The organism is Rhodococcus sp. no. 34 (assembly GCF_054589475.1).
In genome coordinates, this window is sequence record NZ_BAAILK010000049.1 from 239,762 (window position 1) to 265,820 (window position 26,059).

General features: G+C 60.8%; 18 protein-coding genes. 11 read left to right on the plus strand and 7 right to left on the minus strand.

The genetic code is table 11. From position 1 onward, the window contains the following. Positions 1-19: 19 nt before the first annotated feature. The 3 genes from efeU to efeB are packed head-to-tail and all read left to right on the plus strand — an operon-like array spanning position 20 to position 3,348. Positions 20-922 carry an iron uptake transporter permease EfeU gene (gene efeU / locus ACYP01_RS29910; RefSeq protein ID WP_459683776.1) on the plus strand — a complete coding sequence of 301 codons (903 nt, stop codon included), beginning with the start codon at positions 20-22 and terminating at the stop codon, positions 920-922. A gap of 14 nt (positions 923-936) precedes the next feature. Continuing rightward, positions 937-2,067 (plus strand): iron uptake system protein EfeO, encoded by a 1,131-nt coding sequence (efeO, locus tag ACYP01_RS29915; RefSeq protein WP_459683670.1) that lies wholly within the window; start codon positions 937-939, stop codon positions 2,065-2,067. Further along, complete coding sequence (efeB, locus tag ACYP01_RS29920) at positions 2,068-3,348, plus strand: iron uptake transporter deferrochelatase/peroxidase subunit (RefSeq protein ID WP_459683672.1); 1,281 nt, start codon at positions 2,068-2,070, stop codon at positions 3,346-3,348. Here the strand turns inward: efeB and ACYP01_RS29925 are convergent. Then, complete coding sequence (locus tag ACYP01_RS29925) at positions 3,321-4,457, minus strand: glycosyltransferase (RefSeq protein WP_020908547.1); 1,137 nt, start codon at positions 4,455-4,457, stop codon at positions 3,321-3,323. The genes efeB and ACYP01_RS29925 overlap by 28 nt on opposite strands. Before the next feature lie 116 nt (positions 4,458-4,573). On the opposite strand from ACYP01_RS29925, the gene ACYP01_RS29930 reads away from it, so the two are divergent. The 7 genes from ACYP01_RS29930 to ACYP01_RS29960 all read left to right on the plus strand — a co-directional run bounded on the left by ACYP01_RS29930 (position 4,574) and on the right by ACYP01_RS29960 (position 13,786). Then, a complete protein-coding gene (locus tag ACYP01_RS29930; RefSeq protein ID WP_063316801.1) occupies positions 4,574-6,340 on the plus strand; it encodes an alpha/beta fold hydrolase in 1,767 nt (588 codons plus the stop codon). An 11-nt stretch (positions 6,341-6,351) separates the two neighbouring features. Beyond that, complete coding sequence (locus ACYP01_RS29935) at positions 6,352-7,758, plus strand: O-antigen ligase family protein (RefSeq protein WP_223304407.1); 1,407 nt, start codon at positions 6,352-6,354, stop codon at positions 7,756-7,758. Beyond that, a complete protein-coding gene (locus tag ACYP01_RS29940) occupies positions 7,686-8,708 on the plus strand; it encodes a glycosyltransferase family 4 protein (protein ID WP_459683676.1) in 1,023 nt (340 codons plus the stop codon). The genes ACYP01_RS29935 and ACYP01_RS29940 overlap by 73 nt, the downstream gene beginning before the upstream one ends. Before the next feature lie 7 nt (positions 8,709-8,715). Then, a complete protein-coding gene (locus ACYP01_RS29945; protein WP_459683678.1) occupies positions 8,716-10,305 on the plus strand; it encodes a flippase in 1,590 nt (529 codons plus the stop codon). Continuing rightward, the gene (locus tag ACYP01_RS29950) at positions 10,302-11,390 is read left to right on the plus strand and encodes a glycosyltransferase family 4 protein (RefSeq protein WP_322001882.1); all 1,089 of its coding nucleotides are present in this window, start codon (positions 10,302-10,304) and stop codon (positions 11,388-11,390) included. The genes ACYP01_RS29945 and ACYP01_RS29950 overlap by 4 nt, the downstream gene beginning before the upstream one ends. Continuing rightward, on the plus strand, positions 11,383-12,468 hold the full coding sequence (locus tag ACYP01_RS29955; RefSeq protein ID WP_054827664.1) for a glycoside hydrolase 5 family protein: 1,086 nt from the start codon (positions 11,383-11,385) through the stop codon (positions 12,466-12,468). Before ACYP01_RS29950 ends, ACYP01_RS29955 begins: the two co-directional genes overlap by 8 nt. Positions 12,469-12,697: 229 nt before the next feature. Next, positions 12,698-13,786 carry a cellulase family glycosylhydrolase gene (locus tag ACYP01_RS29960; protein WP_054826105.1) on the plus strand — a complete coding sequence of 363 codons (1,089 nt, stop codon included), beginning with the start codon at positions 12,698-12,700 and terminating at the stop codon, positions 13,784-13,786. A gap of 15 nt (positions 13,787-13,801) precedes the next feature. Here the strand turns inward: ACYP01_RS29960 and ACYP01_RS29965 are convergent, their stop codons facing one another. Together ACYP01_RS29965 and ACYP01_RS29970 are read right to left on the minus strand one after the other, a co-directional pair. Continuing rightward, positions 13,802-15,565, minus strand: a complete 1,764-nt coding sequence (locus ACYP01_RS29965; protein ID WP_459683682.1) for a YveK family protein — start codon at positions 15,563-15,565, stop codon at positions 13,802-13,804. A gap of 92 nt (positions 15,566-15,657) precedes the next feature. Then, positions 15,658-16,437, minus strand: coding sequence for an N-acetyltransferase (locus tag ACYP01_RS29970; protein ID WP_125051698.1), 780 nt, complete (start codon positions 16,435-16,437; stop codon positions 15,658-15,660). A 53-nt stretch (positions 16,438-16,490) separates the two neighbouring features. Between ACYP01_RS29970 and ACYP01_RS29975 the strand changes: the two genes are divergently transcribed. Beyond that, entirely contained in the window at positions 16,491-17,012 is a 522-nt protein-coding gene (locus tag ACYP01_RS29975) for a YdcF family protein (RefSeq protein ID WP_020970286.1), read from the plus strand. Between the two features lie 60 nt (positions 17,013-17,072). On the opposite strand, the gene ACYP01_RS29980 is transcribed toward ACYP01_RS29975, so the two are convergent. The 4 genes from ACYP01_RS29980 to ACYP01_RS29995 all read right to left on the minus strand — a co-directional run bounded on the left by ACYP01_RS29980 (position 17,073) and on the right by ACYP01_RS29995 (position 26,058). After that, positions 17,073-18,554 carry a sugar transferase gene (locus ACYP01_RS29980; protein ID WP_459683685.1) on the minus strand — a complete coding sequence of 494 codons (1,482 nt, stop codon included), beginning with the start codon at positions 18,552-18,554 and terminating at the stop codon, positions 17,073-17,075. A gap of 319 nt (positions 18,555-18,873) precedes the next feature. Beyond that, positions 18,874-19,710: a nucleoside triphosphate pyrophosphohydrolase gene (locus ACYP01_RS29985; protein ID WP_459683686.1), complete on the minus strand. Its 837-nt coding sequence runs from the start codon at positions 19,708-19,710 to the stop codon at positions 18,874-18,876. 7 nt (positions 19,711-19,717) lie between these two features. Next, the gene (gene mfd, locus ACYP01_RS29990; RefSeq protein WP_459683688.1) at positions 19,718-23,344 is read right to left on the minus strand and encodes a transcription-repair coupling factor; all 3,627 of its coding nucleotides are present in this window, start codon (positions 23,342-23,344) and stop codon (positions 19,718-19,720) included. Positions 23,345-23,472: 128 nt separating this feature from the next. Beyond that, positions 23,473-26,058, minus strand: coding sequence for a glycosyl hydrolase 2 galactose-binding domain-containing protein (locus tag ACYP01_RS29995; RefSeq protein WP_459683690.1), 2,586 nt, complete (start codon positions 26,056-26,058; stop codon positions 23,473-23,475). Between the last annotated feature and the right edge of the window lies 1 nt (position 26,059).

Here is a 26,059-nt window from a genome sequence, read left to right on the forward strand (position 1 = left end):
TCAGGAGTCGCCCGTGCCCGTGTCGGTACTCGCTGCCGCGAGCACACCATCAGTTGCCACCCAGTTATTCGGCAGTGGCCTGATCGGTCTGCGCGAAGGCCTCGAAGCGGGCATCGTGGTGATGATTCTCGCCGCCTACCTCGTGAAGGCGCAGCGCAAGGACGCACTGAAATGGGTGTGGCTCGGCGTCGCGATCGCCGTCGCGATGGTGGCGATCATCTTCTTCGCGATCCACTACGGAACGTCGACGGTCGACGGCCTGACCGCAGAGATCATCGCGGGCGTTGCCTCCCTGATCGCCGTCGTCATCGTCACGATCATGGTCCTGTGGATGCGTACGGCAGCGAAGAACATTTCCGGAGATCTCAAGGCGGGGATGGAAAAGGCGCTCATTGCCGGACCCGTCGCCATTTTGTCGCTGGCATTCTTCGCGGTCGGTCGTGAAGGCGTCGAGACAGCGTTGCTCATGGTGGGGTACGCAGAGAACACCGCCGGCAGCTCCTGGCCGCTGGTCGGACTGCTCCTCGGAATTCTCTTGGCCGCCGTCTTGACCGTCGCCATGTACTTCGGCGCCCTCCGTCTCAACCTCACGACGTTCTTCCGGTACACGGCGATCTTCCTCATCGTCGTAGCCGCCGGAATCCTCTCGTACGGTGTTCGCGCTCTGCAGACCGGAAACGTCCTGCCGGGCGGATCCTCTCTCGCGTTCAACCTCACACCCGGCTACGACCCGTCGACCTGGTACGGCACCGTACTCGCCGGAATCTTCAACTTCCGCCCGGACCCGACCGTTCTGCAAGCCGTCGCATGGGTCGTCTACCTCGTAGTCGTCCTCGCACTCTTCCTTCGTCCCCTCCCGTCGAAGCCTTCGGAGCCGACGGCCCCGCCCACGCACGACACACAAGTTCCCGAAAAATCCTGAGAGGCATTGCCGACATGCGCAAATCCACACTCGTACTGGCCACGGTCGCGGTACTTCCCTTCTCCCTCGCCTCGTGCACCGAGAAGACGACGGCGAACGACGGCGACATCACGGTCACCGCCACCGACGACTCGTGTGAGGTCAGCGCCACGACGGGGACGACCGGCACGTCGACCTTCCAGGTGACGAACAACGGCTCCAAGGTCACCGAGTTCTACGTCTTCGCCGAGGGTGATCGAGCGATGGGCGAGGTCGAGAACATCGGCCCAGGACTGACCCGTCAGCTGATCGTCACTCTCCCTGAAGCAGCGACCTACCAGCTCGCCTGCAAACCGGGCATGGTCGGAACCGGCATCCGTCAGGACTTCGTCGTCACCGGCGATTCGCAGGCGGCCACCGACGAGAGCGGCCAGCTCGCCGAAGCCGCCGACGGTTACCGTCGCTACATCCGCAGCCAGTTTGTCGCGCTGCAGGACACCGCAGCTCAGTTCGTCGCCGCAGTCCAGTCCGGCAACGTCGACCAGGCGAAGGCACTGTTCCCGATCGCACGTACCTACTACGAGCGCATCGAGCCCGAAGCCGAGAGCTTCGGCGAACTCGATCCCAAGCTTGACCTGCGCGAAGCGGACCTGGAGCCCGGTCAGGTCTGGACGGGATTCCACCGCCTCGAGAAGGATCTGTGGGTGACCGGGCTTCAGCCGGACACCAACGCGGTCGCAGATCAGCTGCTCGAAGACATCCAGTACCTTGCCGACCAGGTGAACGCGGACGATTACACGATCGATCCCACCAAGATCGCCGGCGACGCTCAAGGGTTGCTCGACGAGATCTCGAAGTCGAAGATCAGCGGAGAAGAAGACATCTTCTCGCATACCGACCTCTGGGATTTCCAGGCCAACGTCGATGGCTCACAAGCGGCGATCGCGGCACTGAACCCGATTCTGCAGGAACGTAATCCCGAGCTCGCCCAGCGCATCGCTGACCGATTCGCCGACCTCGACGCTGCGCTGGCGCAGTTCCGGGTCGGCGACGGATTCGTGTACTACGACACCGTGACCGAGGCGCAGCGTCAGGAACTCTCGCGTAAAATCGATGCTCTGTCCGCCGAGGTCAGCCAGGTCCAGGAAGTAGTCGCGGGACAGTAGATGACTGATTCACCAGAAGGCACACCCGCTGCGGAAAGCGCAGCACCGCAGGCAGTCTCACGGCGCCGACTGTTCGGCGCCGTGGGGGCCGGCGCCGTCCTGGCCGGTGCCGGTGCCGTCATCGGACGGGTGACCGCCGACGAGAGTTCCGGCGCCGATCACGCAGACGTGGTGGCCTTTCGCGGCGAGCATCAGGCAGGCATCATGACGCCGGCCCAGGATCGTATGCACTTCGTCGCTTTCGATGTGACGACGAAGTCGCGCGACGAACTGATCACGCTGCTGCAGACGTGGACGGCGATGGCCGAACGAATGACGGCGGGTCAGGAAGCAACCGAGGACGGAGCGACCGGCGACGGTCCGTATGCACCACCGAGCGATACGGGTGAGGCACTCGATCTCGCGCCGTCGCAACTCACCCTGACCATCGGATTCGGACCGTCACTTTTCGACGACCGTTTCGGGCTCGCAGACAAGAAACCTGCTGCCCTGCTCGATCTCCCCCACTTCCGTGCGGACAACCTCGACCCGAATCGGAGCGGGGGCGACATCGCCATCCAAGCGTGCGCCAACGATCCCCAGGTTGCCGTCCATGCGATCCGCAACCTCGCGCGAGTCGCGTTCGGGACCGCGTCGGTCAAATGGTCACAACTCGGGTTCGGACGAACATCCTCGACCTCGACGACGCAGGCGACACCACGAAATCTGTTCGGGTTCAAGGACGGAACAGCCAACATCAAGGCGGAAGATCCAAACGCACTCGCCCAGCACGTCTGGGTTGAGCCCACTGACGATCAGGCCTGGATGGCGGGCGGATCATTCCTCGTCGCCAGACGAATCCGCATGCTGATCGAACAGTGGGATCGCGCAGTACTCAAGGAACAGGAAGCTGTCATCGGCCGCTCCAAACGGAGCGGAGCGCCGCTCGGTGGCAAGGACGAGTTCGACGAGCTCGATCTCGATTCCAAAATGGGACACGACTTCGTCATCCCGGAGGATTCACACGTGCGCCTGGCCTCTGCCGAGGAACTCGGTGGGATTCAGATCTTGCGCCGCGGATACAACTTCACGGACGGCTCCGACGGCTTCGGCCACCTGGACGCGGGACTGTTCTTCGTTGCGTACTGCCGGAATCCGGTCGAGCAGTTTGTTCCGATGCAGCAAAACCTTTCACGACACGATGCGCTGAACGAATACATCCAGCACGTCGGTTCTGCGGTCTTCGCCTGCCCCGGCGGTCTCGCCGACGGGAGCTACTGGGGCTCCGCGCTGTTCGCGTAGCCGAACACCGGGACACCGGTCCAGGTTGCGATCTCGGAACGAAATCTGCGCACGGAGTACTTCTCGTACGAGCGTGCACCATTCACGTCCACTGCGGCGACATCTCGGATGCACTCGGCCACCGATTCCCAACTGTCGTCGTGGAAATGGAGTCCGTCGACACCAGGTGTCACGGTTTCCGAAGCTCCCCCGATGCTGTTCGTAATCACGCGCGCACCCGCAGCCATTGCCTCCACCGGCATGATTCCGAAGTCTTCGATCGCCGGAAAGACGTATGCGAGTGCCTGCTGATACAGCGCAAAAAGCAACGCATCCGAGGGGCGCCGAACAATTCGAACGGGAACCGACGCAGAGTCAGCCATCGCGCGGAGCCGATCCTCTTCCGGGCCCGACCCTGCGATGACAGCAGCCGTTCCGGCCCGCTCGGCTGCCCGGATCACCCAGTCCAAACGCTTGTACGGAATGAACCTCGAGGCACCGAGAACGAACGGCGAGGGCAAACTGGATAGTAGCTGAATTTCGTTTTCGCTCAATCGGGACCGCCAATCCTCGACGGCGGAGATCCGGTCGACGTCCACAGGGGGGTGGATGACCCGTGATTGCACGCCCCAGGCTCGCTCAACCCGTCGACTGACGAACACACTGTTCGCTGCGAACGAGGCTCCCTCCGACGCTCTTTTGCGGTCGATCTTGCGCAGAATGGGTGATCCCAGCCTCGCGAGTGGCGAGTTTCCACGCTCGTCCAGTTCGGGATTCCACACGTACCTGGCGGGGGTGTGCACGTAGACGAATTTCCGGAATCGCGCAGACTGCTCCCTGAATGTTGCGTGATGGGCAAACACGTGGGAGCTGATCAGCGCGAAGTCATAGCCGCGGTTCTCCAACCCTCGCCAGGTGAACGGCATGACAGGCAATGAGAGCGCTTTGCTACGACGCAATGGCGTTGCAGCGAGCACACTTTCGTTGACATCGGTTGTCGAGTAACGCCCGGGAGCATCGTTCCACAGACAATAGAGGTCAGCATCCGGATAACAGTTGACGAACTCGTCCAGCACCTTCTCTGCGCCGCCCGAACGCTCTATCCATTCATGGACGAGTACACCTGACATTTTCGGACTCCTATGCGCTTTTTTGGCGCTTCACAAACCTAGAGATTGCCGGATCGGCATCAAACAGACTACTGGTATGTTTACTAGCAACATACAGGCAACCGATCTTGACCGGAGTGATCACCATCGAGACTCAACTGGCCACGTGGTTCGGGTCGGCAGACAGGCCGTTGCTCGGATTCGTTCACGTGCCCTCTTCAGGAACTGTCCGAGAAGCCGTGGTCATGTGTCCCCCGCTGGGCAAGGAGCACATCGACACCTATCGCGGCATGCGACTTCTCGGCGAAAAACTCGCGGCACAGGGTATGGCCGCTTTTCGTTTCGAGTACGCGGGAGTCGGCGACTCGGCCGGTGCCGAAGACGATCCTGACGCTCTCACCCTCTGGCTGAAGAGCATCGTCAGCGCTGTGGACTATGTCCGACGAGCGGGCGCGGAATCCGTCAGCATCGTCGGACTGAGAGTTGGGGCCCTCCTGGCAGCGTCGGCATTGCAGGAGTGCGGACACGTCAACTCGATAGTCCTGTGGGACCCAATTCTGACCGGCCGCAACTACCTCAGGGAACAACGTGCGTTCTACGCGATCAGCGTCGGAGAGGACGATCCCGCCGACTCACGTGTGTCGATCATGGGTGGCGTGCTGGCTCCCGAATGCGCCGACCAACTGTCACGTCTCCGCATCACCGGACCATTTCTCGGACGTCCACGCACCCTTCTGGCCGTGAAGTCTTCGGTACTGGACAGCAGAGCTGTCGCCGGGCTCGCAGCAACTCTTGATCCCGAGATGATGATCTTGGAGAACCACGACGCGTTCACGTCGCCTCCCAGTTTCTACGTCGACATCCCCTACACACACATCAGCGAAATCGCACAGTGGTTGGATCGCCACGCGCCCACGAGTTCCTCCGCGTTCACTCCCGCGATCACCACCACAGCTCGCGTCGCGGTCACCGAAGTCGGCGAGGAGGTGTTCGAGACGTTGGAACGATTCGGCGCTCAGGAGCTCTTCGCGATCCGCACGCATCCCGCAACTTCTCCCGAATCCGAGGCAGGCAACATATCGACCACCGATGCGCCTCCCGAGCGCGGACTACTGTTCTTCACTACTGCAATCGAGCATCGAGTCGGGCCTGGCCGCTCGTGGGTGACCATCGCTCGTGAGGCCGCGGCTCTCTCGGTCACGAGTCTCCGATTCGACCGACGAGGGGTCGGCGACTCGGGTCCGATCGACGCCGACAATCCGACGTCGGTCTATTCACACGCGGCAGACGAGGACGCACGCACTGCCGTTGCCGCACTCGGCGCAGATCCGAGAAACCTCGTGATGACCGGATTGTGTTCGGGGGCATGGACCTCAGCGTCCATGGCGCTCCAGATGGGTGCGAGATCGACAATACTCGTAAACATGATCTTGTGGTCGGTGAGGCGCAAGAAGTCCCTAATGGATGCTGTCTTGCCGGAGGCTCCTCGAATCGATCCAGGTGCCGAAACCACGAAACTTCCCCTCCGCGGACGGGTGAAAGGCGTACTGCAGTCCCGTCTCCCCTATCCAGCGTGGAAGCTTCTGGGAATCAGGGGAATCACGCAGGTTCCTGAGGTAATGCTGGAGGCACTCTGCAAGCGTGGGGTGGATACCACCGTCATCCTCTCCCCCGCGGACGCCGCATGGTTCAATCAGCAACGCGGACCCGAAGGCGTTGCCCGGATGACTCACCGAGGACAAACGTTCGACGCGATCATGCCACCGGTCGGCGATCACCCGTCCTACCATCGTGACCTCCGAAATATCGTGCAAACAAAGGCGATTTCTTCGATAGCGAAAGCATTCGGAATTACGACGGTCCCTCGGGCCGACACGGCGAATGCGAACCGGTTCATCGCGTGAACACATCATTCATGTTTGTTGCTGCAATCTTCGCAGTACCCATCGTCGTTGCGATCTACCAGCGACCACAACGCGGCTTGCTGCTTGTTGCACTGTTCGCTCCGCTCCACGGTCTGTTGGCGATCATTCCCGGCGGGACATCGATGGCCGGTTGGAAGGAGGGGTTGCTCCTGCTCACGTTGGGATGCACCTTCGTCAGCCCCAATCGCCTTCGGGTAGTGCGCCCCTCGATGCCTTGGTGGCCGGCTGCCGCGGCCTGGGTAGCTTTCGGTTCCGCGTCAGCACTGCTTCTGTCCGGTATCGCCGGGGTGACATCGATAAAGATCACCTACTTCTACATCTTGATACCCGTCATTCTCTGGCGCGCACCGTTCTCGCGGGACGACCGAGATCATCTCGTGTCCGTCCTGATGGGTATGGGGATACTGACAGCAGTCATCGGACTCCTTCAGCAAGCAGTAGGGCCTGCATACCTGGTGGATCTCGGCTACAGCTACACCGAACAGATTCGAATCACCGGCTCGATCTTGCGAAGCTTCAGCACTTTCACCGGTCCGTTTGCGTTCGGTCTCTTCGTGATGCTGAGTTTGATCGTCGGTATTTCGGTCGCTCTCGCGGATCCGAAACGGCTGCGCAACATTATCTTTCTGGCCGCAACTCCGATCATGGTCGTAGGCATGGGAGTCTCGATTGTGCGGGCCAGCTACATCGGGTTGGCTGTCGGGCTTCTCTGGATTGCCGTATACAAGTATCGGTCTATCTTGATGTTGTTCGGCGCGGCTGCCGCTGCCGTTCCCTTTGTACTTCTGTTGGCACCACCATCAATCGTCAAACCACTGTTCTCGTCGTACAGTCTCGAAGAACGCGGTAGCGGATGGTCGTCGACAATCAGCTCGCTGTTCGTGCATCCACTCGGGCAAGGTCTGGGCGCAACAGGATCCGCGGCAGCAAAGGCGGCGGAAGCAGCGCAACCGATGCTCAACACGATGACGATCAAGGCCGCGACAACACTTGGGCTGATCCCCTATCAGCCCGACAACTACTACATGAAAGTCGCAGTCGAGCTCGGACCGATCGGCTTGTGGATTTTTGTCCTGGTCCTCATATCTTCCGGAGCGTCCGCGCTGAGGGCATCGCGTGTGCTTCCCGGCTCGGACGGCGCTTTGGCTCTCGGTGTCAGCGCCTCGATCGTCGCGGCCGCAGTCGCTTCTGTCGTCTCGACATATTTCGAGATATTTCCCCTCGACCTCTACTTTTGGCTACTGATTGGAACCGTGGGATGCGCACTGACTCAACACCACTCGGAGAAAGAAGCGATATCCGATCACGAATCACCCTCGGAGCCATGGCACTCCGACCTGGTGGGGGCGGCGTCCAAACCTATGCACGCGAACTACTCCGAGAACTCTCCCCACTGATCAGCGAATCGACGAACCTCAGCGCAACAGTGCAAATCGACGCTGTCGATGAGATTCCAACCGGAGTGCGCGCCGTGACGCGCCCTGTTGCCTCCGGAGCACGCAGAGCCGCGTGGGCGATGGTGCCGGTCGCGGGCAGCGACTTGTTCCACAGCCTCGACGTCGACCTCCCGATCGGGCAAGGCGGCCTGAAGATCTCGACGTTTCACGACATGTCGGTATTCGACGTTCCGTGGGCCTTCAGTCGATATCGAGCAGCTGGCGAACGCCGACTCCTGTCCGCGGCGCTACGCAAGGCCGACGTCGTCATTGCAGTATCGGACTTCACCGCCGAACGAATACTCGCACTGAGCGGTCGGCATGCCGTTGTCACGCCGCTGGCACCCGCATCCTGGGCCACGATCCCCACCGAAGCTGCAGTGACCGAAGTTCGGCGGCGATTGAAACTACCGGAGCGATTCGTGCTGCAGGTCGGAACGATCGAACCTCGAAAAGATGTCGCTCTGGTCGCCGAAGCGTGCACGGAGCTGTCGATTCCTTTTCTGCTGGCGGGCTCCGGCTCGACGGGCCCCGACGGGCCCCGTTCCGCCCGAGGATTGGGTTACGTCGCGACAGAAGACCTTCCGGCACTCTATTCCGCCGCAACTGCTGTCGCTTACTCCTCCCACTACGAGGGGTTCGGTCTGCCGCCACTCGAAGCCATGGCGTGCGGCGCGGCAGTGGTTGCGAGTGCGGTCGGAGCACTGACCGAATTCGCCGACAACGCCGCCGTGCTTGTCCGCAAGCACGACAAGGCTTCCTGGTTGGCCGCTCTTCGCTCAGTCGTCCTGGACGACGATGTCAACACCGCACTCCGTATATCTGCGCCACGTGTCGCGGCCCGATCGACGTGGACCCGAACAGCCGAATACACGGTTGACGCGTACCGCACTGCAGGGCTGAGCGTGTGAGTTGCTCATGACGAATCGCAATTCGACGGGCACCGAGCCCGTATCGCCGCGAGAGTTCGCCGAATTGCGCCAGGCCGCTATCGACAAGTTCGAGAAGGAACGTCGCGAGCGAGAGACGAAAATCCACGGGCCGGCCGCTCCGGATTTGACTGCGAACGATGCACGCCGAAGCACTGCGATCATGCTCGGAAGCAGGATCGCAGTGGCAGCGATGGGGTGGACCGGCTCGGTTCTGATCGCGCGTTCGATCAGCCCTGACGAATTCGGTCAGTTCTCCCTCATCTTCGGATTGCTCGGATTGTTGTCCGTCGTCACCGATCTCGGCGTCGGCCGAGTGGTGCTCGCGAAGTTGGTCGAGTGCAATCCGTGGGAAGTTTCGCTGGTCACCACCGCGTTCATATCCCTACGGGTCGCCCTTGGTCTTTTCGGATACATCGTCGCGGTGGGTTATGTCTGGATTCTCCGCTACCCCGCAGAAGTGGTCGAAGCAACGGCGGTCGCTGGTTTGGTCGTTGTCGTTGCCACTCCCAGCCATGCACTTTCCGTCATGTACCAGAGCCGCCTGCGCATGACGTATGTCGCGATCGCCGAGGGCGTCGGGCAACTCGCCCAGCTTGTCGCGACCATCGTCGCGGTTTTGTGGCAGCCGATCCTCCTCGTTCTCGTCATCCCTGCGGTTATCAACGAAGTGGTCGCGGCCGTCGTGAAAGTGCGCGGTGTCCGAAAGGGCGTCGCCGGGCCTAGGCCGTCGTCACGAGCGCAGTTTCGTAGGTGGCGGGAAATGCTGATCGAAGCAATCCCTTTGAGCATCGGCTTCGCTTTGGTCACGCTTCTGTCCAAAGTGGATGTGCTGCTCTTGGGCAAGCTCGATACTTTCGATTCGGTCGGCTTGTACACCATCGGGTACAAATTCGCGGACCTTCTGCAAATCGTCGCAATCACCGTAGTCACCCCGGTAACAACACTTCTCGTGTCCTATTGGCCCGACAGCGTGGCAGTGTTCCGCGAACGAAGCCGCGAAACATTCATCGTCCTGACAGTTCTCGGGAGCGCATCGATCGCCGCGTTCTGGCCTGCTGCCACCGGAGTGCTCACCTTTCTGTACGGAGAACGGTTCGCAATTGCAGGGACCTCGACGCGACTGTTGGTGCTTGGCGCATGCTTCTCGATGCTCACCCAGTTGGGGTTGATGATCCTGGTTGCGAGCGGCCGGCATCGAATATATCCGTGGATTGCATTGGGCGGCTTACTCTTCAATATCGTGGTCAACATCGTGTTGATTCCTCGAATGTCATTCAACGGAGCGGCAGTTGCGACCGTATCGACCGAACTGCTTCTTTTCGTTGCAATTTGGATTGTAGTGCGGCAAAGTCTGCCGGTTCACAGAATGTTTCCGATGCTCCCGCTCGGAGCGGCCGTCGCCCTCTGCGCGGTGGCCACAGTGGCAGGAACGATCTGCGTCGAAAGGTTGGGCGTGCCATGGCCAGTCGTTTCGGTTCTCGCTCCACTTGGGACAGTCGGAATCTATGCACTTGTATCGCTCGCGGGCGGGAAGTCGCCACTCGCAATGGTAAAACCCGACAGGGAAGTAAAATGACACGAACGATCATTTTCGTCAGCCACACTGGAGAGATCTCCGGCGCCGAACTGGTCATGCTCCAACTGATGCGTTTGGCACACGAGCAGGGATTCACGGTAACGTTGGCTTGTCCGGAAGGGCCGCTGAGGGATCGCGCACGCGCGTCAGTCGACTTCGAAACGGTCACGCTACCAACCCTGTCGCTCAGAGGCGAAGGGGGTCTGGCACGCGTCCTGGCGATTCTCGAAGTTGCAAAGAATTGGCGAATTGCCGGGCGCATCATTGCGTCTCGGGCTCAGTCGGCCAGCTCGACCGTGATAGTCAACTCACTGTTCGCATTGCCGGTGATCAGGCTCGGCCGCGTACCGCAACGTGCAACGTGGCTTGTCCACGACACTCTCTCGAGCACAAAACAACGAATCGTCGTACGGATTGCAAAACCCGGGATCCGACGAGCAGTCGCCGTCTCCGGACCGACATCGCTTCCTGTTCTTTCGCTGGGAATTCCCACCTCGGTGTCACGACTTGGTGTTGTAGTTCCCCCTGAGGTAACGGAAGTTCGATCACCGGCACGCCGAGTTGTCGGAATCATCGGGTCACTGACGCCGTGGAAAGGCCACTTGGTGTTGATGGATGCCATCGCCCGCACAGTAGACGTCCAACTCGAAATCGCCGGACTTCCGTTCCCGGGCGATGAAATGTACGCACAAGTACTTCGTGAACGCGCACAGCAGCCGGATCTGGCGGGTCGCGTCACATTTCTCGGATATGTCGATTCACTGGCAACTATCAAAGGATGGGACATCGCGATTTCTGCGAGCACCTCTCCCGAAGCCGGCCCACTCGTGGCACTCGAAGCAATGAGCATCGGAGTGCCAGTCGTCGGAACCGATCTCGGCGGCACCAGCGAGCTGCTGGGGGACGGCGCCGGATCGCTCGTCGAGCCATCTGATTCAGTAGAACTCGCAGCCGAGATAACGAGACTGTTGGAGGACGGGAGTGCACGATCCGAATTGTCACGCATCGGCCGGCGGAAGGTAGAGGACCGATATGACATCCAGAAGAATCTTCCGGCTCTGCTGAAGGAGCTCATCGATGGCTAAGGCACGTCGAGTCGCCGCAGTCGCAGTGGTCTTGTTGATTGTCGGATTGGTAGTCCATTCTTCGATTACCGCAACCGGCGAACCTTGCGCAGTTCAACCTTCGTCAGACAATACTGGCATCGCACTTGGTTCCGGCTATACCGCAATGAGTGACGCCGAAATGGATCGAACGGTGGAAGCTATTCGATCATCGGGTTCGCACTGGGTCAGATTCGACATCGACTGGTCCGCCATCGAAAGTACCGAGGGCACCTTCGACTGGTCCGGAACCGATCGCCTCGTGGACATCGCGAAATCTTCCGGGCTCGAGATTCTCGGTCTCATCACCTACACGCCTGCCTGGGCAAGAGATCCGGCAGCGACGAGTCCTGACACGCATACCCGTCCGGCCGACCCGGACGCGTTCGGTAGGTTCGCGGCGCTTGCCGCTGCCCGCTACTCGAATTCCATTTCGTCATGGGAGATCTGGAACGAGCCCAATCTCCAAACATTCTTCAATCCGACGCCGGATCCTGAGTATTACTCGAAGCTGCTCGCCGCATCGAGCGTAGCAATCGAGGCAGTGCAACCGGGCGCAACAATTGTCTCCGGTGGCTTGTCCCCCGCAACTGACAACGGCGCTGACATAAGCCCCACGACGTTCCTCGCGAACATCTACGAATATGGAGCTGGACAACACTTCGACGTTGTCGGAATGCATCCGTACACCTACCCGGCACTGCCCTCGGACCCGTTGACTCGAAACTGGAACTCTTTCTATCGAATGCGGCTGATGCACGACACAATGGTTGCAAACGGCGACTCGACCAAATCTATTTGGGCGACCGAATTCGGGGCACCAACAGGAACTGGTCTCGACGCTGTGACCGAGTCGATGCAAGCCGAGATACTGCGTGACGGATTCAACGAAGCGCGTAGCCTCGGGTTCGTTCAGAAGGTCTTCGTTTACAGTCTCCAGGACCGCGGCTCCGATCCCGGTGATCGCGAACAAAACTTTGGCCTTCTGGATCTCGACTTCGAACCGAAGCCCGCAATGGCCGTGTTGCAAGATGCAAACGAAACTGGAGGATGCCTCTGAACTATTGATCATTTTCGACCACAGTCACCGAGAAAATCGGACAATACCAACCGGCGCATTTCGCAGTAGCACCCAACCGGACGGAAGTACTGCAGAACCGACTTCGAGACTGGTGCCAAGTGACCCAATTCATGCAATTCTTTGATTTGTCGGATTGGTCATCTAGTTCGGCTTCCAACTTGTCTGTCCCGCACCGGTTTCGAGTCACTGTGGAAAGAAGGTGGTCGGCGTGAGTCGACTTCGATTGTCCCTCGCCTGCGCCCTGTTGACTGTCGGGTCATTGAGCGCGTGTGCACCGAGTCCAGTTCCAACAACAACCCCAACCCCGAACTCGACGTGCAGTTCCGTTGGTTTAGGGATCGCCGCGGGCGCCCCACTCAACGGTCTCTCTCAGAATGATCTCGATGCAGAACTGACCGCAATGAAGAATGCCGGCGCGACCTGGCTCAGGTTCGACGTCGATTGGTCTGCCGTCGAATCAACCAAGGGCCAACAGAATTGGAGCGCAACGGACCGCGTCGTCGATCGAGCACGTCTCCAAGGATTGAGCGTCTTGGGAATCGTTACGTACACGCCGGCTTGGGCTCGCGTCGCCGGGGTCAACGATACCCACGGGTATCCATCCGATCCGGCCGCGTTTGCCAAGTTTGCACAACAAGCAGCACAACGGTACTCGAACAGAATCAGCACTTGGGAGATTTGGAACGAACCGAACCTGACACAATTCTTCCGCCCCAAGCCGAATGTGAACACATACACTGCACTCCTGAAAGCCGCATCTGAAAGTATCCGTGCGGTACAACCGGGTGCAAAGATTCTCAACGGCGGTTTGGCACCGGCCGTCGACAACGGATCCGACATCTCACCGGTCACATATCTCAAGGGTATGTACGCGGCAGGAGCAAAGTCTTCATTCGATGTCTTTTCGATCCATCCGTACAGTTGGCCTGCGCTACCTTCGGATTCGTCCACCCAGAATTGGAACACTTTCTACAGGATCCGACTGATGCGAGAATCGATGGTGCAGAACGGGGACAGCGGAAAGAAAGTCTGGGCAACCGAATTCGGAGCTCCGACAGGTACAGGCCCGACCGCCGTCAGCCCGCAATTACAGGCCAACATCATCTCGGATGGATTCGCGCAAGCAAAGGTGCTCGGTTACATCGAGCGCATTTTCATCTACAGCATGCGTGATCGCGGAACCAACACTTCGGATATCGAACAGAACTTCGGTCTGGTCACGATCAACTACACTCCGAAACCCGCACTCGCAGCGGTGAAACAGGCAGTTGGAGGGTGCAGCACACCCAAGATCTAGTGAAAGCCCGGTCCTTCAGGATTCCGACTGTCCGTCTGCTGAATCCGAACGTATAAGGCTCACGCGAGTTCTTTGCCTCCTCTTTCGAATTTCCGCTATATCTTTGGAGGTCAACATAATTCGTTCGGTCGAGGCTTCGGAGTCGATGCCGTCGGCTTCCCCGGACGCCTTGACACCAGTTGCATCATTGCTGGTCGACTCCGCTCCGGAAATCTCCACTGCGGACGCCTCGACTCCGGCGCCCTCGACATCAACAGCCTGCACGATCTGCGGCTCTTCGAGCTCGACCCCTGCGCTCGGCTTGGGCTTAGCCTTCGGCAGGTACTTCTTCGCAATACTGACCGTTTTCGCATCCACCAGGCTGGCGCGATCCCTCCTCGAATCCAGGGCGGAAGTATCCATTCCGTACGGCACGGCAACGGAAGGCTCGTTCAGCCGCGGCGCACCGGACTTCACCCAGGCGCTGTCGGACGGGGTCTGTGAGTTCGTGGCCGAGTTGGTCGGCTCGGCCGCCAGTTTCACTGAACTTGCGGGCCTGCGTCTGCGACGCAGCACCGCGAGGGTAAGTACGTCGAGGAGAGGCTCGGGAGCAGACGGACCCACGAGTACCAGTGTTCGCGCAACATCGACTTCGGCCAAAGCCCTGAGGCATTCGACGATCTCCCGTTGGTTGGCGTGCTGTGCGGAGACAACAACCAGGGCAAACCCGGTTCCATTGGAGTCAAATCGGCGCCACCAGTCCGACTTCAGCGAATATCGGGAGACCCCGGATCGCACGTGCGCAGGAACATCCCATGATGTGGAGGGGACGCCGTCACCCGAAAGCACCAGGACATGATCACCGAGACTTGCACGCTGGCATATCGTCAGCGCGAGGTTCGGCGGAAACTCAGCGGCTTCGGAGTGCTGCAGGAGTAGTGAGGCTCCGTATTTCCGGGCCGTTCGACGTGCCCACGCGTCGGTCACTCGCGAACTGAATCGACCCCGGCAGGCAGAGAGGATTTCGGCAGCGAGAATGAGGACCACCAAGAACGCAACCGCCGACTCGACGAGTGGCTTCGGCGCAACCGGCAGACCCGTTCCCGCGGGGGCGGAAAGCAACTGCAGTCGGTCGGAACCGGATACGGTCGATCTCAACTGGCGCAACTGCTCCAGCCTCGCGTCGAGATCCGCCTTGATAGTCGGATCGTCGGTGGGCGTCTCGTATTCGTCCAAGCTTTCTCGCCGCGCTGCGTCCAAGTCCCCGTTCAATCGAGCGATGTCGTCGGTGAGAACTCGGGTACGACGATCCAGCGTGTCTGCATTGCGTCGCGCCTGCGCGTCGCTCAAGGTGGCGACGACTATTCGTGCCAGCGCGTCCGCGTCAGCCTGACTGAAGGCAGTCGCCTTGACGAATACCAATGCCGGAGAAGTACCCGGCGTCACCGAGATGTGGCTCGAGACATCCGCTGTCGTCCACCCGTTATTCAACTGGTCGTGGATGGCGGCAACCACATCGCTATCGGTGGCCAGTGCGACATAGGGGGCAACCAACTGGCCGAGGTTCGCGTCCGTCACGACGATCTGAGAGGCAGACTGAACCTCCGCGACGATGTCGGATTGATACACCGGTGTCGCGCTTCCCCGCACAGCGTAGACAATCCCACCGACGAGCAATGCGATGACAAGAGCGGGGAAGAACACTCTTGCAAGGTTTCGTGCATGCCTCACCAGGTCGAAAGTGGGCGGAACGCCGAGTTCGCGACGTATCGCCGCATCCCTGGTACTCGAATCTGCCATCTTGAGTACCCCCGATTGGATCGCGCGTTGAAGCGTAGCTGAAAGAAACCAAAAGTTTGCCGAACGCACACAAACATACCTGACGGCTGATGTCAGCTACCAAGTAGCCATCGCGGTCGCGACCACATCTGCCAGTACTCGACGATTTCGGCTCCGCTCGCGTCGTACAGAGCATTGCCGGCAGCGCTGGCGAGACCACACACGGCGCCGTCGCCGACAGCCTCGAATGCGGCTGCCGACACTTGCCGAAGGACCCGTAACCCATGTCCGCGCCGCTGTCCTTGCGCCCTGGTTCCGGCCGCCCACACAGTGCTGATGGGCTTACCGAACGACAGCATCGCTGCGGTCTGCAGCGTGTCGAGTTCGAACAGGCCGACGACTGAACGCTCACTTGGTCGGTCGGGGGCCGCCTCCTGATACACCAGAGTCGCAGATTCGCGATCGATACCGAAAACATCCTCCGCAAGTTGTCGTGCTGAACGCAGGTCGCCATCTTCCAGGATCCGCACCGCGGCATCCGGCGCTGACGGAGAATTCGGTAGCGCGCGCAGCGAACTCGAACCTACGCACACCCACCCTGCATCCGCGAGGACGGTCGCGGCATCCAGACCCGCCCCGGCGAGCATGACAACGGTGCGCAGTCGCTCTGCGAGCACTCGTTCCACAACGGCGACCGTGTTTTTCCGCACATCACCCCCATGGACCAATGCAAGGTTGTAGCTGGGATCGGGTGCACCCGTGAGAGCGATCCACCAACCGTCGTCGGCGAGATACACACCGGTCTCAGGTACGAGTCCAGACATGTTCTGCCCATAGGCATCCCGTAAGGCGGTCAACCCCGCCACCGTCCGAAGTGGTTGCCATCCGGTCATCGTCGTCTCCTGGGTCCAGGTATTGTGGGGCCATCAAACAGATCAAATCGGCCTTGAAGATTGCGGGCATACCTCTATCACTCCTCGCCCTTGGTGCGGCAGCGGGTTGGCCCGTCTTCGTCTCACCCAAGATCGATGCACCACGAAGTGCTGACGCTATCGTTGTCCTCGGCGGAGCACACGACGGACGCGAGGAGGTCGGAATCCAACTGATGAAAGACGGTTACGCACCACGCCTGATCTTCTCGAATCCTTACGGCGACAACGACAAGAAGATGCGGTCGATCTGCGAGGGTACGTTCGACTTCCCTGTCGACTGTTTCGTCCCGTCACCGTCCACCACCGAGGGCGAGGGGTTCGAAATCGAGAGAATGGCTAATGCCAACGGATGGAAGACTGTCATCGTCGTGACGTTCGTTCCTCATATCTCGCGGGCGCGGCACATCATTTCGCAGTGTTATCAAGGAGAACTGGTCATGGTCGCAAGCCGTCCGGAACTCTCGATCGGGACGTGGGCATTCAACTACGTTTACCAAACTGCCGGCTACGTCAAGAATCTGTTCTCGCATTGTTGAGCTCGACAGCTGACAGGAGGGTGCCCGGCGCGGATATCCGCGCCGGCACCAACCGCGTAGTCAGTACGCTCCGTCGCTTTTCGCGACCGCTGAGACGGTACGAGTAATGATCGAAAGATTTTGCAGGATAGACCAATTCTCCACGTAGGAAGAGTCGAGACGAACAGATTCTTCCCAGGAGAGATCACTGCGACCACTTACCTGCCAGAGACCAGTGATGCCAGGTTTGACCAGCAGGCGCCGGGCAACCTCGTCGTCGTACATCTCGACCTCGCGACGCAATGGCGGCCGCGGGCCGACAACGCTCATCTCTCCGCGAATGACGTTGAAGAACTGTGGTAGCTCGTCGATACTCAATCGACGAAGGATCTTGCCGACGGACGTGATTCGTGGATCCTCACGCATCTTGAACAACACACCTCCGGCGCCTTCGTTGTCCCCCATCAGATCGACAACCTGCTGATCGGCGCCTTCCACCATGGTACGAAACTTCAACATAGGGAACGGTTTCCCGTTGAGGCCGATGCGTTCTGCCTTGTAGAACACCGGGCCTTTCGACGTGAACTTGACCGCAGCGGCGGCGGCGACCATGACCGGCGCCACGAGGAGGATCATCAGCATCGAGAACACCGCGTCGAAAACAGCGGGCGCAACCCGGTTCGCCCCCTGATAGCGCGGCCGCGCAACGTGAATCAACGGGAGTCCCGCCGCAGGGCGAAACATCAAGCGAGCCTTCGACACATCGGCCACGACCGGTGAAACCACCATGTCGACGCCCTCGGCTTCGAGGTCCCACATCAGTTTGCGAATGCCCACCTGTCCGAGGTCTTCGGTCCCGGTTACGATGACGGTGTCTGCGCCACTTGCGCGCATCGCCTCGACTACCTCGAACTCGTTGCCCATTACCGGGACTGCTGCTCCGTCGACAACGATGTGATCGTCCAACGCGGTCGCCCGACGCGGAATGCACGCTCCCACAACGTCGTAGCCTGCCGAGGATTCCCGCACGAAGGCACGCGTAGTAGCAACGACGGACGCATGTCCACCAACCAACAGCACCGAGTTACGGCAATCCCCGATCGCACGCTTCTTTCGAATGTCGCGTCGCCAGAGGTAGCGTCCGAGAAGCAGCGCAGCGAGTCCGACGGGCAGTGCGATCATGAGGTAGCTTCGCGCAATTCCCACGCCCAGAATGATCCCGGCCAATGCGCCTACTCCGAAGACCTGGCCGGTAGCGAGCAGTACCTTCTCGTACTCGTCACTGCCCTCGCCCAGCATCGCCTGATGACGGCTACGCCCCCGTGCGAGGGCGATCATCCACAGTCCGCCCAACGCTGCAGACGCGATCACTTTAAGTGGTGTCAGCCACTCGATGGGATGCGGCCACATACTGCCGATCTGAGCGAGTGCGATCACGAACAGGACCGTGATCGAATCGCTCACTGCGATCCGCTTCCGGTATGCCCGGCGCCAGTCTGTTCCGACATGAGCGGAATCCTGCGATACCGCCGACCGGCTCTCCACCTCAGCATGAACGCTCATTTGCCATCAGTCTTTCTTGTCATACGAACGGCGTCAGCGGATCGAACGGCTTGGGGGATCGCTGATCGGTAGCCACCGCGAGCGTCCAGGTACGGCAACACCCCGCCGGTTGCCGTACCTCGCTGCTCGCAGTGCAGAAATGAACCGTCATCGGACCCCCCTACATAACCGCCGATCAAAGGCCAATTCATGCAAGAAAACGACCCAGTGTTGCTCATTTCGTACGTAAACATACCTTAGGTTTGTTTCAACTGCACTCACCAAGCCCAAGCTATTTTCCGATTGCCAGGTGATTACCGGGCAATTACGTCAAAGTGGGCTAATCCTCCACGTCTTCGAGACGTCTTCCCTCACGAATCCGAATGTCGGCGATCAGCATGTCCAGGGCGCCCAGGAGTGCAGTGTCGGCGCGTCGGCACTGCTCGATCAGAGCTTCCAGATCAGCTTCATCGGCGCTTTCGATCACACCAGCTTTGGCGGCCCTGCTCAGTACTTTTTCGGCGAGGAGCAACGGCGGCTGCGACCGAGCGATGCCGTCCATGGATGACGCGCGAGCCTTCTCGGCAGCCTTCAAAGCGTCCCACGTCCGCTCCTGCTCAGCGATGTCGACCGCCCCGGAACTGACCAGGTGCGGGCTGCGGTGCACGAGTTTCGCGATCAATGCACCGGCCACGTCGTCCAATTCGAAAACACCGTGTGCTTGAGCGATCCGCGAGTGGAACAACACCTGAAGCAACAGGTCTCCGAGTTCCTCCCGAAGATCGCTCTCGTCGTCGCTTCGAATCGCGTCGAGTACCTCGTAGGTCTCCTCGACGAGGTAAACGGAGAGGCTCTCGTGCGTCTGGGTCGACTCCCAACCGCCGCGATTCCACAACCGGTTCATGATCGACGCCGCTTCCACCAGTCGATCGCCGTGAATGGGTTCGGCGCGAATCATCTTTACACCAGCGGCAGACAACGCCTCGGTCTTCGGCTCGGCGGTGTCCATCATCACAGTCACCGCGGCGCCGGGTGTCGTGGCCGGCAGTGCGCCGCGTACCGAGTCGGGAACGTCCGGGTCGATATCGATCGCGCCGGACAAGAACGGGAGCGCCTCCAGCGGAAAGACATGCGGCCGCAAAGGATCGAGCAGTACGACGACGGGCGATTCGTTCACCGTGTGCTCACGCCTCGACCAGGACGGCACCGGCGGCGCGCCCGTCTATCGCCAGGATGAAGTCCGCGATGTACTGGAGCAATTCGACGTCCCGCAGGCGATCCGAGCCGACTCCGCCGGTGCGAGGCAGCGGGAGCTGCACGAGCCCGGTCGTTGCCCGGTACTGCGCGCTCGGATAGATCCTCTTGAGCCTGATCTGTTTGGAATCGGGCAGTGACATAGGCGAGATCTTGAGCTGAGTTCCGGTGACGGCGACTTCCTCCAGTTGATACTCGCGGCAGAGCAGTCGAAGCTTGGCCACCGAGATCAGCCGTCGAACCTCTTCGGGCAGCGGGCCGTAGCGATCGACCAGTTCTTCGACTACGGCAGCGATGCCGTCGGAATCAGTTGCCGCAGCGAGCTTGCGGTACCCCTCCAACCTGAGCCTGTCACTGGTGACGTAGTCGGGCGGGATGTGTGCGTCCACCGGTAGGTCGATCCGGACTTCCTTCGTGCCCTCGTCCATGGTGATCGGTTTGCCGTCGGCTGCAGCCCGGAAGGCTTCGACCGCCTCACCGACCAGCCTGACGTACAGATCGAACCCGACCCCGGCGACGTGGCCGGACTGCTCTGCGCCCAGAACGTTTCCGGCTCCACGGATTTCGAGGTCCTTCATCGCGACTGCCATACCAGCGCCGAGGTCCGAATTCTGCGAAATCGTTGCCAGTCGGTCGTATGCCGTTTCCGTCAAAGGCTTTTCGGCCGGGTACAGGAAATATGCGTATCCACGTTCACGACTACGCCCGACGCGTCCGCGAAGCTGATGCAACTGCGAGAGGCCCAGCGAATCCGCACGTTCGACGATCAGTGTGTTCGCGTTCGAGATGTCCAGACCGGTTTCGATGATCGTGGTACAGACCAACACGTCGAAGTCGCGTTCCCAGAATCCTTGCACGGTCTTTTCGAGAGTGTCCTCGTTCATCTGACCGTGCGCGACGACGACGCGAGCCTCCGGGACGAGTTCACGGATCTTCTTGGCTGCCTTGTCGATCGAGCTGACACGGTTGTGTACGTAGAAGACCTGGCCGTCGCGCAGAAGTTCACGCCGGATGGCCGCGGCAACCTGCTTGTCCGCATACGCGCCGACGTACGTGAGGATCGGATGACGTTCTTCCGGCGGTGTGAGGATCGTGGACATCTCGCGGATCCCGGCCATGCTCATCTCGAGAGTACGAGGAATCGGGGTAGCCGACATCGTCAGGACGTCGACGTGGGTGCGTAACGCCTTGATGTGTTCCTTGTGCTCGACTCCGAATCGCTGTTCCTCGTCGACGATCACAAGCCCGAGGTCCTTCCAGCGAATACCGGTCTGCAGCAACCTGTGAGTACCGACGACGATGTCGATCTCACCTTCCGCCATGCCGGCGATGATTTCCTTCGAGTCCTTGGCGTCGGTGAACCGGGACAGCCCTCGCACCTTCACCGGGAACGACGCCATTCGTTCGGTGAAGGTCTGAAGATGTTGCTGTGCAAGCAGAGTCGTCGGCACCAGCACCGCCACTTGCTTGCCGTCCTGCACTGCCTTGAACGCGGCGCGGACGGCGATCTCCGTCTTGCCGTACCCGACGTCACCGATCACCACCCGGTCCATCGGAACCGGCTTCTCCATGTCGGCCTTGACCTCACTGATGACGGTCAACTGGTCGATGGTCTCGGTGAAGGCGAACGCGTCTTCGAGTTCCTTCTGCCACGGCGTGTCCGGGCCGAACGCATGCCCCGGGGCCGCCTGACGCGCAGCGTAGAGCTGAACCAACTCACCCGCGATCTCACGAACCGCCTTGCGGGCCTTACGCTTGGTGTTCGCCCAGTCGGATCCACCGAGCTTGCTCAGCGCCGGCAACTCTCCACCGACATACCGGGAGAGTTGATCGAGCGATTCCATCGGGACGAACAGACGATCACCCGGGTGACCACGCTTGCTCGGCGCGTACTCGATGACCAGGTATTCACGACGCGCCCCGCCGATGGTGCGTTCGACCATCTCGACGAACCGGCCGATACCGTGCTGATCGTGCACGACCATGTCCCCTGCCGACAGCGCGAGGGGATCGACCTGATTGCGGCGCTTGGCCGGCAAGCGCTTTCCGTCGCCGACCGCAGCAACGCGGTTGCCCGTCAGATCGGACTCGGTGACGATCACCATCCCCGGCGTCGAGTCGTCGCCGGCGAGTACCAGTCCGTCGTGCAGAGACCCGCGGAGCACCGCGACCTGTCCGCGGGCAGGGGTCGCTCCGCCGTCGAGCATCTTTGCGGGCACTTCGGCTTCACCGAGTCGCTCGACGACTCGGCTTGCGGTGCCGGCGCCTGCCACCACGATCGCCGCGCGACCGCCCGTGCTCACGTGTGCCCGGAGGCTGACGAACAGCTCGGCCAACAGGTCGTCGGAACCACGTACCTGCGGTGCCGCCTGAACCGGGATTTCCAGTTCTTCACCATTTCCCGACGCCAGCGGGCTGACCGTCCACCACGGCCGGCCGGCAGCTTCGGCAGATTCGCGAACATGACGAAGCGACCGGTATGCGGAGGCACCGAGATCGACTCCCCCGCCGTTGAGGATCGACGTGTCGAGCGGTGCAGCGCCGCCGATCGACGCCGCCGTCCACGATGCTTCCAAGAATTCCTGGCCGGTGCGCACCAAGTCGGTGGCGCGGGTGCGCACCTTCTCCGGATCGCACAGAAGGATGTGCGCCCCTACCGGAAGGACATCGGAAAGTAGTTGCAGTTCACCGGGTTTGAGAACCGGAAGCAGAGCTTCCATCCCCTCGACGGGGATGCCTGCCGAGATCTTGTCCAGCATCTCGACCAACGACGCGTCAGCCTGGTTCTCAGCAGCGAGTGCGGCAGCTCGATCACGAACATCAGCTGTCAAAATCAGTTCACGACACGGCGGCGCGATCACGGAATCGACGTCGACGTCCGCTAGCGAACGCTGATCGGCAACTGAGAAGTAGCGAAGCTCCGATACCTCGTCACCCCAGAATTCGATACGGACCGGATGATCCGCCGTCGGCGAGAACAGGTCGAGAATGCCACCACGGACCGCGAACTCACCACGCTTTCCCACCATGTCGACGCGGCTGTACGCCATCTCCACCAGACGAACCAGAACGGAATCGAAATCGATCTCGGTGCCGACGCGCAACGTGATCGGTTCTATCTCGCCCAGGCCTGGCGCCATCGGCTGAACGAGAGAGCGCACCGTGGTGACGATCACCCGAAGTGGCGATCCGTACGAGGCGTCGTCTGGTCTGGCGAGTCTGCGCAGTACCTCCACCCGTCGCCCAACGGTATCCGCGCTCGGCGACAGTCGCTCGTGCGGCAATGTTTCCCACGACGGAAACTGCGCCACTCCTCCACCGAGCATCTCGGTGAGTTCCGAAGTCAGATCGTCGGCTTCACGACCGGTGGCTGTCACCAGCAGCACCGGCGTGCGAGCGGCGAGTGCAGCGGCGATGAACGGCCGAGCCGGCTTCGGAGCCACGATGTCCAAGGCGGCCGATCCGATGGATTCGATCACCGGAGTGAACGCGGCATCTGCGAGGGCGACCTCGGCGAGTCCAGCGAGCGCAGTCTGGGCAGAGGACAAGGAAGTCAACGAACGCGCTCCTGAACAGTGATGACGGGTTGCGGACGCACAGCCCGAGCGCAATATCCCCACCTAGGCAGAGTTGTGCGCCGGTTCGATTCTATCGGTGTGCGATCTCGCAGCGCAGTCCGATCCGTTCAGTTTCCCGTAGCACTCGTCTTCTTCGACGTCCGCTTGGACGGCGAGGATTGTGTGACCGGAGTGATCGGCGGCGCCACGGCCACACTCACGTGCGAGTTGAGCGCCCGAACGCGACCGATCACTTTCGTCGCCTGACCGGTTCTCCGTAGGCGTACAGTCCTGCGACCGTTCGGCGCGAGGTGGAACCAGGAGTCTTCGGGCTCGAAGCCCTGCAGTTCGAGGGCAACGTATTGGGCTGAAGCATCCGTCGAGACGTCGACTACCCACTCCGAGTCACCGACGTTGCGCGCTGTGGCAACAAGTCCGACCGATCGCTCGCGAGGCCGCGCCGAGCCACCCAGGAGGTGGACCACTTCGTCCACCATCTCGCCGTCTTCGTCTTCGAGTGTGACGGTGACGGCGTCGTATGTCCGCGCCCCGAAACGAAAGACGTGAGTGAGGTCGGTGAAACGGCCGACAAGGCTGTCCACGGACCAGGTCAGACTTGAATGCGCTTCCACCTTGACCGGTAGCGCGACGTCGACCGGGACGACACCTGACCGACTGTGCGCTCGAAACCTGATCTCGCCGACGACAGGTTCGGCGGTCTCGTTGATCGCGTCGAGCCTCAATCCGTCCATACCGTCGTCCGTGACGAGGAGCGCGATCGGTTTGGCGCTCCTACGGAGCACGAACCACGGAGCTTTGGGGCTGCCGCTCCAATCGAGGACCCCCCATCCCGGTCCGGGCTCCATGTCTCGCAGTGCGAGTGTCAAGGCGCCGTCGCACCGAGAGTCCGGGCGACGCCAGTATCCGAGCGTCGATGCGAACGCCTCACATACAGCTGCTCGCCCCAGGTCGAGATAGCGTTCCGGGTCGGACCACCGGACTTCACGAGCGTCTTCGCCGAAAAGCGCGTAGACGTAGTGGTCCCGAACATCCTCGAAATCCCACGACGATCCGTTGTCCCTAGGCACCGCGGCTTTCCATGCCGGGTGGTGCCCCGCGACGGCGAGTGAACCGAATTCGTTCTCGATCACGGCATTCGACGGTGGAATCGAAAATGCCAATGATTCGGTCGCAAAACGTACTCGCGCGCTGAGCACGTCGGCCAGTGGACGACGATAGGCACCCACCCCGAAGTAGTGAGCGACCCCGCTTCCGACATGCGTTGCCAATTGCTCGCCCCCGCGAGGCGCCGAGGGGGACGACGTCACGTACTCGAGTTCGGGTGCCACCGTCGAGATCAACTCCGGCAGTCTCGAATGAATGAGCGGGATGTGTTGATCGACCAAGCCCAGCATGGTCGGCTGCTGTTCGGTCTCGCTGCCGCCGCAGAAGACTGCCAAAGCGGGATTTCCGCGCACTCTGTGCAAGAACTCGGTGACCTCGGAGGCAACGAGTTCGAAGAATTCGTCGGTGTCGGGCGGATCGAGCGTCGCCAACATCATGTCCTGCCACACGAGAATGCCCAGTCGCGCGCATTCCTCCCAGAAGTGGTCGCTCTCGTAGACCATCGTCCCCGGGATTCGAATCATGTTCAGGCCGGCCTCTGCCAGGCGTTCCAAGACGCGAGTGGTGCCGGCGTCGCCTTGAAGCGAGATCGGGTCGGTCGGCACCCACACCGAACCACGGCAGTACACCCGGATGCCGTTGACATACAAACGGAATCCACCATCGGATCTGTCGACCTCCACCGTCCGGAAGCCAACTGAACCGAGATGCTCGGAGACTCCGACCGCTTCCATCGTCACCCGATAAGTGCGCGGGGTGCCATGAGTGTGCGGCCACCACAACTTCGCTTCCGGCACTTCGACGACGCCGGACACCTCGAGAAATCCATCCGGTCCGGCGGATACAGCCAATTGCCGCGAGTGTTCGCCGACACGCACGGTCACGTACTCCAGCGAGGCCGGCAATCCGGTGAGCCGAGCACTGACGGCAACGCGACCGGTTGTGCCGTCAACACTCGCATGCTTGACAGCAGAGACTACGGCGGCAATCCCCTTGTCCAACAAGCAGATACCCCGCCACGGACCCACCGGTACCGGCACACCACTGAACACGGGAGCCATACCGAGCATCGTGGTTCGGATCCACCGAAGGCCCTGCTCACGGACCATCGACGAGCGCCAACGTCCTCGAGGACGCCTCGATCTCAAAATCGCGGAGAGAGAATGAAAATGAACAGCCACCTGGACACGTTTACCAGCGCCGACTCCGGCCGGAATGCTCACTTCCCCAGGTGCGAACATGGATTCAGTGGACGCGACACGGACACCGCCGATCCAGACATCCGCAAACGCCGTCATACCGTCGAACTGGAGCAGCCACGACCCCTCACCAGTCGTGGCCACGGTAGTCACGAACCACCAGTCCGACGATGAAACGGATGATTCTGAAACAGACGACGACGAAACGGACTTTGTGCGTCCGGCGTCCGTTTGCGCCGCACGTAACGCACCGACGACTGTTCCAGGCACGGACGCTGCGACCCACTCGGTCACGGCTTCGAGGGCATCCGGGTCAGATATGGATCCGGGTTCGGTTGCAGCGCATCGCCATATCGCGCCGGCCAGCAGGTCTGCTGACGAACGAGGCACT

Excerpts from the sequence above, each read along its gene's own strand:
- efeB (WP_459683672.1), top strand. The coding sequence starts at position 2,068 with ATGACTGATTCACCAGAAGGCACACCCGCTGCGGAAAGCGCAGCACCG.
- ACYP01_RS29950 (WP_322001882.1), top strand. The coding sequence starts at position 10,302 with ATGACACGAACGATCATTTTCGTCAGCCACACTGGAGAGATCTCCGGC.
- ACYP01_RS29965 (WP_459683682.1), bottom strand. The coding sequence starts at position 15,565 with ATGGCAGATTCGAGTACCAGGGATGCGGCGATACGTCGCGAACTCGGC.
- efeO (WP_459683670.1), top strand. The coding sequence starts at position 937 with ATGCGCAAATCCACACTCGTACTGGCCACGGTCGCGGTACTTCCCTTC.
- ACYP01_RS29955 (WP_054827664.1), top strand. The coding sequence starts at position 11,383 with ATGGCTAAGGCACGTCGAGTCGCCGCAGTCGCAGTGGTCTTGTTGATT.
- ACYP01_RS29945 (WP_459683678.1), top strand. The coding sequence starts at position 8,716 with ATGACGAATCGCAATTCGACGGGCACCGAGCCCGTATCGCCGCGAGAG.
- ACYP01_RS29925 (WP_020908547.1), bottom strand. The coding sequence starts at position 4,457 with ATGTCAGGTGTACTCGTCCATGAATGGATAGAGCGTTCGGGCGGCGCA.
- ACYP01_RS29935 (WP_223304407.1), top strand. The coding sequence starts at position 6,352 with ATGTTTGTTGCTGCAATCTTCGCAGTACCCATCGTCGTTGCGATCTAC.
- ACYP01_RS29980 (WP_459683685.1), bottom strand. The coding sequence starts at position 18,554 with ATGAGCGTTCATGCTGAGGTGGAGAGCCGGTCGGCGGTATCGCAGGAT.
- ACYP01_RS29970 (WP_125051698.1), bottom strand. The coding sequence starts at position 16,437 with ATGACCGGATGGCAACCACTTCGGACGGTGGCGGGGTTGACCGCCTTA.
- ACYP01_RS29940 (WP_459683676.1), top strand. The coding sequence starts at position 7,686 with ATGGCACTCCGACCTGGTGGGGGCGGCGTCCAAACCTATGCACGCGAA.